The 15,331-nt window shown below is 72.6% G+C and carries 15 protein-coding genes; 6 read left to right on the top strand and 9 right to left on the bottom strand.

Translation table 11 applies throughout. The annotated features are described in order from the left end of the window. Positions 1–35: 35 nt before the first annotated feature. Positions 36–299 (bottom strand): hypothetical protein, encoded by a 264-nt coding sequence (locus B1H29_RS36410; protein ID WP_055422342.1) that lies wholly within the window; start codon positions 297–299, stop codon positions 36–38. A gap of 246 nt (positions 300–545) precedes the next feature. Here B1H29_RS36410 and B1H29_RS36405 point away from each other — a divergent pair, with 246 nt between their 5' ends. Beyond that, on the top strand, positions 546–1,721 hold the full coding sequence (locus B1H29_RS36405) for a glycosyltransferase (RefSeq protein WP_055422242.1): 1,176 nt from the start codon (positions 546–548) through the stop codon (positions 1,719–1,721). A 128-nt stretch (positions 1,722–1,849) separates the two neighbouring features. On the opposite strand, the gene B1H29_RS36400 is transcribed toward B1H29_RS36405, so the two are convergent. After that, positions 1,850–2,926 carry a glycosyltransferase gene (locus tag B1H29_RS36400; protein WP_063787572.1) on the bottom strand — a complete coding sequence of 359 codons (1,077 nt, stop codon included), beginning with the start codon at positions 2,924–2,926 and terminating at the stop codon, positions 1,850–1,852. A 56-nt stretch (positions 2,927–2,982) separates the two neighbouring features. Continuing rightward, positions 2,983–3,852, bottom strand: coding sequence for a glucose-1-phosphate thymidylyltransferase RfbA (rfbA, locus tag B1H29_RS36395; protein WP_055422241.1), 870 nt, complete (start codon positions 3,850–3,852; stop codon positions 2,983–2,985). 189 nt (positions 3,853–4,041) lie between these two features. Between rfbA and B1H29_RS36390 the strand changes: the two genes are divergently transcribed. Continuing rightward, positions 4,042–5,055 (top strand): Gfo/Idh/MocA family protein, encoded by a 1,014-nt coding sequence (locus B1H29_RS36390; protein WP_107095404.1) that lies wholly within the window; start codon positions 4,042–4,044, stop codon positions 5,053–5,055. Between the two features lie 84 nt (positions 5,056–5,139). On the opposite strand, the gene B1H29_RS36385 is transcribed toward B1H29_RS36390, so the two are convergent. From B1H29_RS36385 to B1H29_RS36370, 4 genes are read right to left on the bottom strand one after another with little or no spacing between them, the layout of a single operon-like run. After that, positions 5,140–5,745 (bottom strand): dTDP-4-dehydrorhamnose 3,5-epimerase family protein, encoded by a 606-nt coding sequence (locus tag B1H29_RS36385; protein ID WP_055422240.1) that lies wholly within the window; start codon positions 5,743–5,745, stop codon positions 5,140–5,142. 18 nt (positions 5,746–5,763) lie between these two features. Next, positions 5,764–6,426 carry a sulfotransferase family protein gene (locus tag B1H29_RS36380; protein WP_055422239.1) on the bottom strand — a complete coding sequence of 221 codons (663 nt, stop codon included), beginning with the start codon at positions 6,424–6,426 and terminating at the stop codon, positions 5,764–5,766. A 17-nt stretch (positions 6,427–6,443) separates the two neighbouring features. Continuing rightward, positions 6,444–6,890, bottom strand: coding sequence for a carboxymuconolactone decarboxylase family protein (locus B1H29_RS36375; RefSeq protein WP_055422238.1), 447 nt, complete (start codon positions 6,888–6,890; stop codon positions 6,444–6,446). Between the two features lie 52 nt (positions 6,891–6,942). Beyond that, on the bottom strand, positions 6,943–7,971 hold the full coding sequence (locus tag B1H29_RS36370; RefSeq protein ID WP_055422237.1) for a methyltransferase: 1,029 nt from the start codon (positions 7,969–7,971) through the stop codon (positions 6,943–6,945). Positions 7,972–8,179: 208 nt separating this feature from the next. Between B1H29_RS36370 and B1H29_RS36365 the strand changes: the two genes are divergently transcribed. Then, complete coding sequence (locus B1H29_RS36365; RefSeq protein WP_055422236.1) at positions 8,180–8,797, top strand: hypothetical protein; 618 nt, start codon at positions 8,180–8,182, stop codon at positions 8,795–8,797. A 6-nt stretch (positions 8,798–8,803) separates the two neighbouring features. Here the strand turns inward: B1H29_RS36365 and B1H29_RS36360 are convergent, their stop codons facing one another. Both B1H29_RS36360 and B1H29_RS36355 read right to left on the bottom strand, forming a co-directional pair. Beyond that, a complete protein-coding gene (locus B1H29_RS36360) occupies positions 8,804–9,682 on the bottom strand; it encodes an NmrA/HSCARG family protein (protein WP_159027749.1) in 879 nt (292 codons plus the stop codon). Between the two features lie 94 nt (positions 9,683–9,776). Further along, entirely contained in the window at positions 9,777–10,505 is a 729-nt protein-coding gene (locus B1H29_RS36355; RefSeq protein WP_079159918.1) for an SDR family oxidoreductase, read from the bottom strand. A gap of 249 nt (positions 10,506–10,754) precedes the next feature. On the opposite strand from B1H29_RS36355, the gene B1H29_RS36350 reads away from it, so the two are divergent. The 3 genes from B1H29_RS36350 (at position 10,755) to hemG (ending at position 15,327) form a co-directional block, all read left to right on the top strand. After that, positions 10,755–12,236 carry an FAD-dependent monooxygenase gene (locus tag B1H29_RS36350; protein ID WP_055422233.1) on the top strand — a complete coding sequence of 494 codons (1,482 nt, stop codon included), beginning with the start codon at positions 10,755–10,757 and terminating at the stop codon, positions 12,234–12,236. 35 nt (positions 12,237–12,271) lie between these two features. After that, the gene (locus B1H29_RS36345; protein ID WP_079159919.1) at positions 12,272–13,750 is read left to right on the top strand and encodes an FAD-dependent monooxygenase; all 1,479 of its coding nucleotides are present in this window, start codon (positions 12,272–12,274) and stop codon (positions 13,748–13,750) included. Between the two features lie 101 nt (positions 13,751–13,851). Beyond that, positions 13,852–15,327: a protoporphyrinogen oxidase gene (hemG, locus tag B1H29_RS36340; protein WP_055422231.1), complete on the top strand. Its 1,476-nt coding sequence runs from the start codon at positions 13,852–13,854 to the stop codon at positions 15,325–15,327. The last annotated feature ends 4 nt before the right edge of the window (positions 15,328–15,331 follow it).

Below are 15,331 nucleotides of genomic sequence, written 5' to 3'. Positions count from 1 at the left end.
CGGCGAAAGCCGGTGTGCGGGTACCGGCGGCGCGGTCAGGCGGCCTTGCGGACGATCTCGACGGCGCCGGAGTCCAGCAGGGTCCGGACGGCCGACTCCCCGCCGTCGACGTCCAGGTCCATGTCGTGGAGGCGGCCGATGACGTTCCGGACGACCTTTTCCGGCTGCGTCTTCTCGGTGCCCTCCCAGACCAGCTCCGGGAAAACGGTCAGGTAGACCTTGTCGTTTCCCTGGCTGTAGATGTTCACTTCCATGACGTCACGCAGGGCCATACGGGCTTTGTAGATCAGGTTGTTCATGCGTGCCACCGACTTTCGGGATCCGATTTTTCTGAGGCTTCCTGGCCACACGTACCGGTCTCATGATGGTCAGCGTCCGAGGGCTGCGCAACGAGATCGGGCGAATACCCTGTTCAACTGCGGGAAATCCGCGATTGAACAGGCTTGTCAATTGCTGGTGTTTGACAGAAAAAGGCGGCACTGAGGACCATCGGTACTGTCCGCTAATGCTGTAGGCCGCGTCCCACGAAAAGCATCCGGAGTGCCATGAAAATCCTGTTCATAACCACGGGCAGCCAGGCCACCTACTATGCCGCTGCCCCGCTGGCGACGGCCGCGCGCAACGCGGGCCACCACGTCGTGCTGGCCGCCCACGAACCGTGGGTGGAGACCGCGGAGGCCATCGGCCTTCCCACGTTCTGCTTCACCGTCGACCCGATCCGGCACTTCATGCGGATCACCAACCCGGGCAAGGGCCTGCGGTTCCCCCGGGAGCTGGGCGACGAGGAGATGCTCGGACAGGGCCGCGGCTTCGCGAGGATGGGCCTGGCCGGGGTCCGGTCCCTGCTGGAGCTGGCCAGGGACTGGACCCCGGACGTGGTCGTGGGCAGCTCGCAGAGTTACGCCGCGATGCTGCTCGCCGCCCACCTGAAGGTCCCGTACGTGCGCCACATCGAGTACCTGGGCATTCCGCTCACCGGCATCGACCCGGGCGCCGAGCAGGAGCTGCGCCCCGAGATGGAGCGGCTGGGCGTGGACGGGCTCCTCAAGCCCGACCTGCTCCTGGACTCGACGCCGCCGTCGCTGCGGCCGTCCCACGACCCGGCCGCGCAGCCGATGCGCTGGATCCCCAGCAACCCGCAGCGCCGGCTGGAGCGCTGGATGTACACCCGCCCCGAGGGGCGCCGGCGGGTGGTGATCACCTCCGGTTTCCGCAGCCTGATGTTCCGGGACCCGGGCTGGTCCATGCCGCTGCTGGTCAGGGAGCTGGACAAGCTGGGCGCCGAGACGCTGATCGCGTCGAACCCCGGCGCCGTCGAGCGGTTCGGCTCCGAGCTGGGCGACGCGCGCGTCGGCTGGATCCCGATCGACGTCACCGCCGCCACCTGTGACCTGGCGGTCCACCACGGCGGGGCGACCACCGCGACGACCCTCATGGCCAACGGCGTGCCGCAGTTGGTCATCCCGGAGAACCCGCCGGAGTTCCCGCCGAACTACCACCGGGAGGCCATCGCCAAGGCCATCACCGGCTTCGGTGCCGGCAAGACGCTGTGGCCGCAGGCGCAGGAGCCCGACAGGGCTCCGGGCGAAGTGATCGCCGAGGCCTGCCGGGAACTGCTGGAGAACCCGAGCTACACCGAGCGGACGCAGTTCCTCGCCAAGGAGATCGCGACGCTTCCCGCCCCCGCCGAGATCGTGCCCAAGCTGGAGGCGCTGGCCTGACGGCCGGCGCGGCGCCCTCTCCCCCTCTCCCCCGGGGGGCAGCGCGAGTCGCCCTGGGACCACGGAGCACCTCTCCGCCGGTCTCAGGGCGACTCGCGCTGCCGCCGGGCCGGGTCCGGCGCGGCCGGTCAGCGGGCGGCGAGGGCCTCGATCTCGCGCAGCACCTGGTCCGGGGTCGGCAGCGCGGCGGTCTCGGCGGCGAGGGCGCGGGTGCGCTCGGCGTACCGCGGGTCGGCGAGGATCTCCCGGCAGGCCGCGACGATCACCTCGTCCGGGTCCTGTCCCTCCTGCGGCCGGTGCCGGTCCACCGTCACGGCGGCGCCGAAGCCGCTGACGGCCTCCGCGACGGCCTTGCCGTAGCCGTTGTCGGGGAGGATCAACTGGGGCACGCCCGCGTTGACCAGGGTCATGGCCGTGGTGGCACCGCCGTGGTGGACCGCCAGGTCACAGGTAGGGGCGACGACGTCCAGGGGGATCCAGCCGATGCGTACGTCGCCCAGGTCCGCGCCGTAGCGCTCGGCGGCCTCGGGCAGCGCCGCGATCAGCACCTCGGCTCCCGCCCCGGTCAGCCCGTCCACCAGCCTGCGCAGCGAACTGCCGGGGGTCTCGAGCATCAGGTTGCGGGTGCCCGCGGTGATCAGTACCCGGCGGCGGCCCTCGGGGCGGGTGTACATCCACGGCTCGATCCGGCGCTGGCTCACCCGGGGGACCCAGCGCATCGCCCGTCCGGCGGGGGTGCCGGGCGGGCGCAGGGACGGCGGGCACAGGTCGATGAAGAGGTCGGGCGCCGGCAGTTCGGTCAGCCCGAGGCGCTCGAGCTGCGGCCGGAGTTCCGCCACCGCCGTGCGGTCGCGGCGTGCCATCGGGGCGATGTGCCAGATGTGGCGGACGTAGGGGACCTTGAGCCGGGCGGCGAGCACCCGGGGGACGTGGGACAGGCCGCCGACGACCAGGTCGGGGCTCCACTGCCGGGTCAGGTCCAGCAGGGCGTCGATCCGGACGGCGGCCGTCGTGGCGTCCTGGCCGTGGCGCATGCGCTCGGGGGTGATGCAGACCGCGGGAAGCCCGACGGACTGCGCGGCCCGCATCAGCGGTTCGTCGGCGGCCAGCAGGATCTCGTGGCCGGCGTTGCGGGCGGCGGCGGCGAGGGGGGCGACGCCGAAGACGGCCGCCTGGCTGCCGCCGACGGTGAACAGTATTTTCATGGCTGTCGCACTTCTTCCGTTGGGGGATGCGGGGACCGCGCGGATGCGGCGCGGGATCAGCCGGCCTGGGCCATTTCCATGACGTAGCGGCCGTAGGAGGAGTTCGCGAGGCGGCTGCCGAGCCGGTAGCAGGACTCCTGGTCGATGTAGCCCATGCGCCAGGCGATCTCCTCGAGGCAGGCGATGCGCACGCCCTGGCGGTGTTCCAGGACCTGGACGTAGTCCCCGGCCTCCATGAGCGCGTCGTGGGTTCCGGTGTCCAGCCAGACGAATCCGCGGCCGAGCGGGACCAGCCTGGCCTCGCCGCGTTCCAGGTAGACGCGGTTGAGGTCGGTGATCTCCAGCTCGCCGCGTTCCGAGGGCCGCAGTTTCCGGGCGATGTCCACGACCTGGTTGTCGTAGAGGTACAGCCCGGTGATCGCCATGTTGGTCTGCGGGTTGGCGGGCTTCTCCTCGAGGGCGACGAGCCTGCCCTGCTCGTCGAGGGTGCCGACGCCGTAGCGCTCCGGGTCGCGCACCGGGTAGCCGAACAGGACGCAGCCCTCGATGTCCTGCGCGGCCCTTTGGATCATGGGCCCGAACTCGTACCCGTGGAAGATGTTGTCGCCCAGCACCAGGGCGACGGAGTCGTCCCCGATGTGGTCCGCGCAGACCAGGAACGCGTCGGCGAGCCCGCGGGGCTTGTCCTGCTCCGCGTAGGTCAGGGTGATGCCCAGCCAGGAGCCGTCGCCCAGCAGTCGCCGGAACATCTCCGAGTCCTCGGGCGTGGTGATGATCTCTATTTCGGTGACCCCCGCCAGCATCAGGGCCGACAGCGGGTAGTAAATCATCGGCTTGTCGTAGACCGGGAGCATTTGCTTCGAGACTCCGAGAGTGATCGGATGGAGCCTCGTGCCATTGCCGCCGGCCAGGATGATGCCCTTCACCGTGGCGCCTCCTCAGTAACTTCGTGCCAATTGGGCGTGCCCGCACTTTATCGGTGGCCGGCTCCCGCCCGAAAGTTTTCCCGCGGCCACCTGAATTGCGTTCCTGTTGACAGGAGCGGGTCTGCTTACTCAGGCTGGCGGCATACCGGTTCAGGCATGCGCATTTACTGTCGTCGTTTAGGTGGACCTGTGGAAATCGAAGATCTGACGCCCGTTCTCGAATCCGAGCAGAGGGCCGGTATCGGCATCATCGGGTGCGCCGACATCGCCGTGCGGCGGGCCCTGCCCGCGGTCCACCGGTCACCGTTTCGGCTGGTGGCGGTCGCGAGCCGGTCCCGAAAGAAGGCCGAGGACGTCGCGGCCACCGCCGGCTGCGCGGCCGTCGAGGGTTACGAGCGGCTGCTGGAACTGCCCGGCGTCGACGCGGTCTACATCCCGCTGCCGAACAGCGAGCACGCCACGTGGGCGCGGCGGGCGCTGGAGGCGGGCAAGCACGTCCTGCTGGAGAAGCCCGCGGTGCCCGCCGAGGACAGTGCCCGGGATCTCGTCGCGCTCGCCGAGGAGCGCGCACTGGTCGTCATGGAGAACTTCGCGTTCCTCCGGCACCCCCAGCACGAGCAGGCGCAGTCCCTGGTGGCCGACGGGGCGATCGGGGAACTGCGGGCCTACAACGGCGCGTTCGGCATTCCGCCGACCGACCCGCGCGGGATCAAGTACCAGGCGGACCTCGGCGGCGGGGCGCTGTGGGAGGTCGGCTGCTATCCGGTGCGCGCCGCCCAGGAGTACCTCGGGCCGTCGGCGCGGGTCCTGGGGGCCGGCCTGAAGTTCGACCCGGACCTCGGCGTGGACGTCTCCGGGGTGGCGCTGCTGGGCGACGACGGCGGCGTCACCGCCCACTGCTCCTTCGGTCTGTCCCACGGCTACCGGTCGACGTACGACCTGTGGGGAAGCGAGGGGCGGCTGGTTCTGGAATGGGCGTTCACGCCCTCGCACAGCGCCCGTCCGGTGCTGCGCCTGCAGCAGAAGGACCGTGAGACGCGGATCGTCGCTCCGGCGTCGGACCAGTTCCTCGGCGTGTTCACCGCGTTCCACGACGCCGTGCGCGATCCGGCGGCGCGGGCGGGGCACCACCGCGACCTGGTGCGGCAGGCGGGGCTGATGGCCCGCATCCGCGCGCACGCCCTCGGTGAGGAGCCCCGGTGAGCGGGGGTCGAGGCCTCGCGGGCCGCCGGGACAGTGAGCGGCGGCGGCCGGCGCCCGTGGGCGCGGGCCGCCGCAGCTCACGGGCTATCGTCCGGTCCGTGCCGTGAGCCGACGCGGGGGGCACTGGTCGTAGGTGGGCAGCAGGCCCGCGGCCGCCGCCTCGGCGAGGGTGGGCGCCGCGGCGTCCTTGTCCGAGCGGATCGGCGGCTCCTTCAGGTCCCAGGGCAGGGCGAGAGCCGGGTCGAGGGCGTCGACGTCGATCATCGTCCCCGGCACGTACTCCTGCGAGCACAGGTAGCTCATGCACGTGTCGTCGGTGAGGGCGAGAAAGGCGTGCCCGACGCCGTCGGGCAGGTACACGGCCGTCCCCGTCCGCGGGCTCTGGTGGGTGACGTCGTAGTGGCCGAACGTCGGCGACCCCACCCGCAGGTCGACGGCGATGTCGAGGGCGGCGCCCCGCACGCAGGTGACGAACTTCGCCTGGCCGGGCGGGAGGGTCGTGCCGTGGACACCGCGCAGGGTGTTGCGCCGGGACACCGAGTAGTTGACCTGGCGGACGGTGAACTCCCAGCCGCTGTGGGCCAGCAGGGAGCCGGCCCGCACGGATTCGAAGAAGTGGCCGCGCCGGTCGCTCAGCGGCTCGGGTTCGACGCGGTACGCGCCGGGGACCGTCATTTCCGTTATCAGCACCGAAGGCTCCTCGCCGGCTCAGCCGGTGGCCGCCGCGGCGGCTTGGGCCGCCCTGGCGACCCGCTGCCGCATGGACGCGGTGTCGTTGGTCCGCGGGAACTCCTCCCGCGGGGCGTCGGCCCCCAGGAAGTCGCACAGCGGCTCCCAGCCCTGCCGCACGTCGTAGACGAGGACGTTGTCCGCGCCCAGGGTGCGCACCACCTCCTCGTTGTGCCGGTGGTAGACCTCGATGGCGTGGTCCTTGTCGCGGAACCGGCCGCCGAACAGGCCGTCCCAGATCATGGTGTTGGTGATCCGGAACAGCCTGGCCTGCGGGCTGCCGGGCTCGGGCGGGTGCGCCATGCTGCGCAGGGCGAACTGGTACAGCGTGTCGTGCGTACTGCGGTACCAGCTCTCGGCGTCACGCACCGTCAGGATCACCTTGGCGTCGGGGAACGCCTCGCCGATCTGCCGGTAGTACACGGCGCAGGGGCCGTCCACGGCGCAGTGGTAGCCGTCGAAGACGGCCCCCCAGTCGGGGCTGTGGCCGTCGCAGACGATCCCCTCCCACCGCTTCAGCCGTGCCGTGTCGCCGACGATATCGAACATGTGGAAGCAGGGGCCGAGACCGAGCCGGTCCAGGGCCGCCTTCAGTGAGGTCGTGCCGGTCCTGCCCAGTCCGGCGTTGATGAGCTTCAGCACAGTGCCGTCTCCCTTCCTCAGCGCCAGGCCGCGGCTTCCTGGCGGGTGGCGACGTTCACCCGGTTCCAGAAGTTGACCAGGCCGATGTGCATGACCAGCGCGCCGAGCTGCTCGGCGGTGTAGTACTCGGCGGACTTCTCCCAGATCTCGTCCGACGCCATGTCCTGCGGGTCGGTCATCAGCGTGACGGCCTCGGCCATCTCCAGCGCGGCGCGCTCGGCGTCGTCGAAGCAGCTCTCGCCGCGCCAGCCGGCCACCCGCGGCAGGCGGGCGTCCGCCTTGGCCGCCTCCCCGGGGTCGTCCGGGAAGGTGTACGCGCGGCCGTTGATCTCGCTGACGCGCAGCCGGACGAGGTCGAGGGTGGTCTGCGGTACGCCCACCTTGCCGATGACCTCGGTCAGGTCGAGCAGGGGCTGCAGGGCGCCGGGAACGACCAGGGAGGGGTTGTCCATCCGTGGAGTCATCGGGTCTTCTCCTGTGCGGTATGCGTGGATGAGTCGGTTGCGTGGGGCGGCCTCAGACCGGGATGCCCTCGATGACCGAGACCGGCGCGCTGGTGGCAACGACCCCGGTCAGTTCGAAGCCGGCCTTGGCGAACAGTTCGGCGTACTCGGCGCGGGTGCGCTCCCGGGCACCGAGCATCAGCATCAGCCAGAGGTCGATGGTGTGGCCGAGGTGCTTCTCGTTGTTCTCCGGGAGCACGTACTCGACGACGAGCAGCCTGCCGCCCGGGGCGATCGCCTCGCGCGCGTTGCGCAGGGCCGTGACGGCGTCGGCCTCGTGGAAGTCGTGGATGATGTGCTTGAACACGTAGGCGTCGGCGCCCGCGGGCAGTTGGCCGAGGTAGCCGCCGTGGGCGATGGTGAGCCGGTCCGCGACTCCGGCCGCCTCGAAGAGCGCCGGCGAGTCCACGGTGGCGACCTCGGAGTCGTACAGCACGCCCTTGACGTCCGGCGCCTGCTTGAGGATGCCCGCCAGGAGGTTGCCGCGGCCGGCGATGACGTCCACGACGGTGCCGAACCGGGAGAAGTCGTAGGCGGCCAGGATCGGGTCGGTCTCCGAGGCCGAGAGTTCGCCGAACGCCTGGAAGAACACCCGCGCGTAGCCGGGGTTGGCGTGGAAGAAGTCCAGCGCGCCGGTGCCGCGCAGCTTGGGCAGGTTGGCCTCGCCGGTCTCCACGGTGGCGGACAGGTGGCCCCATTCCTCCCACAGTGTGGGGTGGTTCATCAGCAGGGCGAAGCCGCGCATCGAGTCCGGTGCGTCCTCGCGGAGCTTGTCGGACAGCGGGGTGTGCTCGTAGCGGCCGTCCGCACGGACGGCGAACACCTTGTGGCCGGCGAGCGCGCGCAGGACGCGGTGGGTCGCGCCGGGGTCGGAGCCGACCCGTGCCGCGATGTCCCCGGCGGACAGCGGGCCGTCGGCCAGCACGTCCGCGATGCCGAGCCTGGCCGCGACGGAGATCGCCTGGGTGATCACCGCGCCCTGGATGAGATGGAGCAGTGAGTACGAGTCGGACTGGTCACGAACCTCGGGCAGCACGGACATGCCTTTCCTTTCGGAGCGCCTCTTCTCGCGGATTCCAGACGATAGGTCGGCGCTTTGGAAAACCGCAACCTCGGCATTCACGCAATTGCCTGCAGGGCGTTCAACCGGGGAATTTGAGCGGTTGAACAGGCGGTGTCCAGCGTCGCTCCAGTGAAATTCCGGCCCGGCTTGCCAAATTATTGCGGCCCGGCTATTCGAGGAGGCCCCGTTGCGGCACGACACCCCGACCACGGTGGATTTCTGGTTCGACCCGACCTGTCCCTGGGCGTGGCTGACCTCCCGCTGGGTCCTGGAGGTCGCCCGGCAGCGGCCCCTGGAACTGCGCTGGCACCTGATGAGCCTGACGGTGCTCAACGAGGGGCGCGCCGACCTGCCCGAGCGCTGGCACCGGGACCTGGCCGTGCGGCTGGAGCCGGTGCGGGTGTGCGCCGCGGCCGAGCGGAGGTACGGCCCCGGGGCGCTGGGGCCGCTCTACACCGAACTCGGTACCCGGTTCCACCTGGAGGGGGCGCCCAGGGAGCGGGCCACCTACGCGGCGGCCCTGGCCGGGGCGGGTCTGGATCCCGGGCTCGCCGGCACGGCCGTCTGCGGCGCCTACGACGACGCGGTGCGCGCCTCGCACCACGACGCCGTGGGCCGGGTCGGGACCGATGTGGGCACGCCCGTCGTCGCGGTGGGGGGCGTCGCGTTCTTCGGCCCGGTGGTGTCCCCGGCCCCGCGCGGTGAAGCGGCGACGCGGCTGTGGGACGGCGTGCTCGCCGTGGCGGCGACCGACGGGTTCTTCGAGCTCAAGCGCACCCGCACCGGGAAGCCGGTCTTCACCTGAGGCCTGTCAGCGGCCCGCCGCGGCCACGGGGGCCGTCCAGTTGCCGGCCAGCCAGGTCTCCAGGGAGACGAGGCCGGGCCGGTTGCGGCGGAGTCCGTCGAGGTCGGCGCGGTAGCCGTCCCGCTCGAACCAGTCGAACATGTTGGCGAGGTCGGGGCGGGCCGAGCGCAGCGGCTCGATCGGCAGCCGCCGGTAGCGGGTCGGGACGCCGGCGACCGCCTCGAACGCCGCGGCCATCTGCGGTCCGGTCAGGCAGTCGCCGGCGATCTCGACCACCCGGCCCAGCCAGGCGTCCGGGTCCTCGAAGGCGTCCGCCGCGAACACGCCGATGTCGCTGGTCGCGATGAGCTGTACCGGGGTCCGGGGGTCCAGCCACATGGCGAGCACGAGTCCGCCCTCGGCCGGGCGCGGGGCGATGTCGAGCAGGATGTCGTGGAACATGACCGGCCGCAGCACCGTCGTCGGCAGGTCGAGCGTCCGCAGGTACTGCTCGACCCGGTGCTTGCTCTCGAAGTGCGGGACCCGGGTGTCGCGGTCCGCGCCGCCGACCGAGCTGTAGACGAAGTGCCGCACCCCGGCCCGTACCGCGGCGTCGGCCACCGCCCTGCCCTGCCGCTCCTCGGCCTCGACGCCGCCGGGGCCGCGGAAGGTCTGGACGCTGAACACCCCGTGGACGTCCCGCATCGCCGCCGTCAGCGACGCCTCGTCGTCCATGTCGCCGCGGACCAGGACCGCGCCCGCCTCCCGTAGCTGCCTGGCCTGTTCCTTGGCCGGGTCGCGGACCAGGGCGCGCACGGTGTGCCCGCGCCGCAGCAGTTCGCGGGCCACGGCCCCGCCCTGCCGGCCGGTCCCGCCCAGCACCAGGATCGTTGCGTCAAGCGCCACTGTCTTCTCCAAGTCTCGTGCCCGCCGGGTCTGGCCCGGCGGTGCGGTCGGGTGCGGCGGCCGCGGGGCGGCAGCCGTGCGTGGGGGCCGCGCGTCACCAGGGGACGGGTCCCTCGTCCGCCAGGCACGTGCCCGACGGGCCGTTGTCGTCCAGCAGGGCGAGCCGGACCACGATCGCGGCCCCTTCGGCGGGCGTGCGGCGGCCGCGGTGGTGGTTGATGTCCGTGGCCACCACTCCGGGCAGGGCGGCGTTGACCTTGACCGGGGTCTCCCGCAGCTCTTTCGCGTACGCGAGCGTGACCGCGTTCAGCGCGGTCTTCGAGGACTGGTAGGCGATCATGTTGACGTTCGCGAGCGGGGAGCCGGGGTCCGCGTTCAGGGTCAGCGACCCCACGTGGCTGGAGAGGTTGACGACGCGGCCGGCCGGTGAGCGGCGCAGCAGCGGCAGCATCGCGTGGGTCACGGTGACCACGCCCAGGACGTTGGTCTCGTAGACCTCCCGCAGGTCGGCCGCGGTCGCCTCGCTCGGTGCGCCGGTGAAGGAGCCGGCGGTGCCGGCGTTGTTCACCAGGATGTCCAGGCGTCCGTGGCGCCGTTCGATCTCGCGGGCGGCGTCGGCCACGCAGGCCGGGTCCCTCACGTCGAGCCGGAGCGGCGCCGCGGTGATGCCGTCGGCGGCCAGCGCGTCGGCGGCCTGCTTGCCGAGCACCTCGTCCCGCGCGCCGACGAGGACGGCGATCCCCCGCTCACCGAGTTGCCGCGCGGCGGCGAAACCGATGCCCTTGTTGGCACCCGTGACGAGGGCGATCTTCTCGACCGTCACGTCAGTTTCCTTTCTGTGGCCGGTAATGCGCGCATGCACCGTGGGAAGAAACAAAATCCGGAGGCACCCGACGATATTGCTGCGGTGCACTCTCCACGTTCAAGCGTTCACCGCCGCGTTCAATAGCGCCGGCTGCGCGGCCGAACGCCCTCGCCGGCGCCCGCTGAATTAGGAATCGTTGCGGCCGGACACCGCCCTGAGTAGCTTCACAACGGCCAACTATTGCCACAGCGCAAAGGGCCTCACGAAATGAAGAAGACTGACGTCATAGTGGTCGGCGCGGGGCCGGCCGGCCTGCTGCTGGCCGGAGAGCTGCGCCTGGGCGGAGCGGACGTGGCCGTCTACGACAGGCTGCCCGTCCCGGCCGGACAGTCCCGGGCCCTCGGCTTCAACCGGCGGGCCGCCGAGTCGCTGGGGCAGCGCGGGCTGCTGAGCCGGCTGGGCGAGTTCCGGTGGGGCCCGATGGGGCACTTCGGCGGGGTCCGTTTCGACCTCGGCATGCTCGACGAGGACCACAGCGGCGTGCTGGGCCTGTCCCAGGCCACGACCGAGAGGGCGCTGGGCGGCTGGCTGGCCGACCTCGGCGTGCCGGTGCGCCGCGGCTGCGAGGTGAGCGGTCTGCGGGAGACGCCCGAGGGTGTGGTGGTGTCCTTCACCGGTCCCGACGGGCCCGGCCAGGAGCAGGCCGGGTACGTGGCCGGCTGCGACGGGGCGGGCAGTACCGTGCGCGCGCTGGCCGGCATCCCGGTGCGGGACTGGGAGCCCACCCGGGGCATGTACACCGCGGAGATCAGCGGTGCCGCCCCGCGCCCCCGGCCGATCGGCGAGCGCCTTCCCGGCGGCCGCATGGTGGTGTGCACTCCGCTGGGCGGGGGCCGCTGCCGTGTGGTCGTCCACGACCCGGATCTGCCCGCCCGTCCGGAGCCGGGCGCGCTGAGGTTCGCCGAGGTCGCCGACGCGTGGCGGCGGCTGACCGGCGAGTCGATCGACGACGCGGACTGCCACTGGCTGTGGGCGTGCGGCAACTCGGCCGCGCTGGCCGGGCAGTACCGGCGCGGGCGGGTGTTCCTGGCGGGCGACGCGGCGCACGAGATCCCGCCGCTGGCCGCGTGGGGACTGAGCGCCGGGCTGCAGGACGCGGCGAACCTCGGCTGGAAGCTGGCGGCGGCGGTCGGCGGGTGGGCGCCCGAGGGTCTGCTGGACACCTATCACGCCGAACGCCACCCGGTCGGCGAGCAGTTGATCCGCGACGCCCGCGCGGCGTCGAAGCTCTACCTCGGTGACGAGACCATGGACCCGGTCCGCGAGGTCGTGGGCGAGCTGCTGGCCCACCGGGACGCCGCCGAGCGGGTCGCCGGCATCGTGAGCGGTCTCGGCATCCGCTACGACCTGGCCAAGGGCGACCATCCGCTGCTGGGCCGGCGCATGCCGCCCGACCGGGCGCTGACCCTGCCCGACGGCACCCGCACCCGCGTCGGCGAACTCCTGCGCACCGGACGCGGCCTGCTGGTGACCCGTGACGGCGCCGCCGCACGCGCCGCCCGGCACCACACCGGCCGCGTCGACACCGTCACCGGAACCTGGACCACCACCCCCGGCACCGCACCCGACGCCGTCCTGGTCCGCCCCGACGGCTACGTCGCCTGGACCTCACCGGGCACCACCGACGACCTCGGCCAGGCCCTCGAGCGCTGGTTCGGCGGCGGCGTCCCGCAGTACGCCGGCCGGTGAGCGCCCGGCGCCACCCATCGAAGAGGAGCGAACACATGGCCAGGGATGTCATCGTCGTCGGGGCCGGCCCGGTCGGGCTGATGACGGCGGGCGAACTCAGGCTCGGCGGCGCGGACGTCGTCGTCTACGAGCGGCTGACCGCCCCGACGCGCCAGTCGCGCGGGGCGAGCTTCACCAAGCGCACCGCCGAGTGCTTCGACCAGCGGGGCCTGCTCGGCCGTCTCGGCGGCACCGAGCCCGCCGACAGCCACTTCGGCGGGATCCCGATCGACCTCGGCGTGCTGGCGCAGGACCACTACGGGCACCGGGGGGTCTCCCAGTTCCGCACCGAGCGGATGCTGGAGGACTGGGTGGGCGAACTCGGCGTACCGGTCCTGCGCGGCCGGGAGGTGACCGGTGTGCGGCAGAGCGACGACGGTGTCGTGGTGGCCGTGGACGGGCCCGACGGGCCGGCCGGGGAGAGCGCCGCCTACCTGGTGGGCTGCGACGGCGGACGCAGCACCGTCCGCAAACTGGCCGGGATCGGCTTCCCCGGCACCGACGGCCGGCGCGGCTTCCTCACGGCCGACGTCACCGGTGTGGACACCCGCAAGCGGCGCATCGGCGAGAACCTGCCGGGCGGCAGCATGGTGATGGCGATGGACCTGGAGGACGGCGTCACCCGGGTCGTCGTCCACGAGGCCGGTACGCCGCCGCCGCACGACCGCGACTCGCTGTCCTTCTCCGACCTCGCCGACGCCTGGCAGCGGCTCACCGGCGAGTCCCTCCACCACGGCCGGTGCCGCTGGATGAGCTGCTTCACCGACGCCTCGCGGGCCGCCGCCGAGTACCGGCGCGGGCGGGTGTTCCTGGCGGGCGACGCGGCGCACGTGCAGCCCCCGGCCATGGCGCAGGGGCTGAGCGTGGGCGTCCAGGACGCGGTGAACCTGGGCTGGAAGCTGGCGGCGGCGGTCGGCGGGTGGGCGCCCGAGGGCCTGCTGGACACCTATCACGCCGAACGCCACCCGGTCGGCGAGCAGTTGGCGCGCAACGCCCGCGCGGCGATCGAGCTGCGGCTCACCGGCCAGGACATGGACCCGGTCCGTGAGGTCGTGGGCGAGCTGCTGGCCCACCGGGACGCCGCCGAGTACGCGGCCGGCATGCTGAGCAACCTCGGTATCCGCTACGACCTGGCCAAGGGCGACCATCCGCTGCTGGGCCGGCGCATGCCGCCCGACCGGGCGCTGACCCTGCCCGACGGCACCCGCACCCGCGTCGGCGAACTCCTGCGCACCGGACGCGGCCTGCTGGTGACCTGTGACGGCGCCGCCGCACGCGCCGCCCGGCACCACACCGGCCGCGTCGACACCGTCACCGGAACCTGGACCACCACCCCCGGCACCACCCCCGGCACCGCACCCGACGCCGTCCTGGTCCGCCCCGACGGCTACGTCGCCTGGACCTCACCGGGCACCACCGACGACCTCGGCCAGGCCCTCGAGCGCTGGTTCGGCTCCGCCCGCAGGGCCCTCTAGGCGCTCTCGACCGGGGGGCCGGTCCCTCCGGTCAGACTGCCAGGCACCCGTCCCGGCGCCGGGACGGCCTCTACGACACTAACCGCGAAGGATCTGGTGGAATGGCTGGCACCGAACAGGATCAGGTGAGTGGAAAGCCCCATGTCGTCGTCATCGGGGGTGGTATCGCGGGACTGGCGGCGGCGTTCCGGCTCCGTAACGAGCCGGTCCGGGTGACGGTCCTGGAGGCGTCGTCCCGGCTCGGGGGGAAACTCTCGGTCTCCGAGGTGGCGGGCGTCGCGGTCGACGAGGGCGCCGAGTCCCTGTACGCCAACCGGCGCCGGACCACCGGGCTGATCCAGGACGCCGGGCTCGGCGAGACCATCATGCCGGCGGGCGAGACCGCGTCGGCGATCTGGACCCGGGGCGAGATCCGGCGGCAGCCGGACCGTCAGTTCATGGGCGTGCCCTGCGACATGGACGACCTCGCCAGGTCCGGCGTCGTCTCCGCGCAGGGCGTCGACCGGGCCCGGCAGGACCTCGTGCTGCCGTCCTTCGACCGGGACGGCGACGTCTCGGTCGCGGACTACGTCGGCGGGCGCTTCGGCCAGGAGGTCGTGGACCGCCTCGTCGAACCGTTCCTCGCCGGTGTGTTCTCCGGCCGCGCCGCGGACCTGTCGTTCGAGGCCACGCTGACGCCGCTGGCCAAGGCGGCCCGCGCGCACGTCTCGCTCGCGGACGCGGCGGGCTCGCTGACGCCCGTGCTCGCCCAGGGGCAGAAGCCGCCGCCGGTGCGGGTGGCGACCCTGGACGGCGGGTTCGGCTCGCTGCCCCCCGTGCTCGTGCGCCAGGTGCTGGCGGCCGCGCCGGACGCGTCCGTGCGCACCGACTCCCCCGTGCGGGAACTCACCCGCCGCGCGGACGGCTGGCGGGTGACCGTGGACTCGGACACCGGCCCGGAGCACCTCGACGCCGACGCCGTCGTCGTCGCCGTTCCGGCCGGCCCCGCGGGCAGGCTGCTCGCCACCGTCCCCGGCACCTCCGCGGCCGTCTCGGCGTTCGGACAGGTGCCGTACTCGAGCGTGGCGGTGGTCACGCTCGCCTACCCCCGCACGGCGTTCCCCGGCGGGCTGCCGGGCCGCGGTTACGCCGGCTACCGGGTGCCCGCGGTGGAGGGCAGGGCGGTCAAGGAGGTCACGTTCACCACCGTGAAGTGGCCGCACCTGGCCGGCGAGGTGGAGATCGTCCGCTGCTCGATCGGGCGGTTCGGCGAGGAGGGCCTGCTGCAGCGCGACGACACCGGCCTGGTGGCGCTGGCGACGGCCGAGCTGGCCGAGGCCACCGGCGTGCGGGGCGCCCCGGTGGCGGCCCGGGTCAGCCGCTGGCAGGACGCCCTGCCGCAGTACACCGTCGGCCACTTCGAGCGGGTGCGGCGCATCCGGGAGACGGTGGCCGCCCAGCCCGGCCTCGCGGTGTGCGGCGCCCTGTACGACGGTGTGGGCGTCGGGGTGTGCATGGCCTCCGCGCGCCAGGCCGCCGAGCAGGTCATGACCTGGGTGAAGCAGAACGCGGCCGGCCCGGTCGCGGTCGGGGCCTGAGCCG

This window comes from Streptomyces pactum, assembly GCF_002005225.1.
Taxonomy (GTDB): domain Bacteria; phylum Actinomycetota; class Actinomycetes; order Streptomycetales; family Streptomycetaceae; genus Streptomyces; species Streptomyces pactum_A.
Note: the sequence above shows the minus strand (reverse complement) of the source record. Positions and strands in the feature narration are given on the sequence as shown.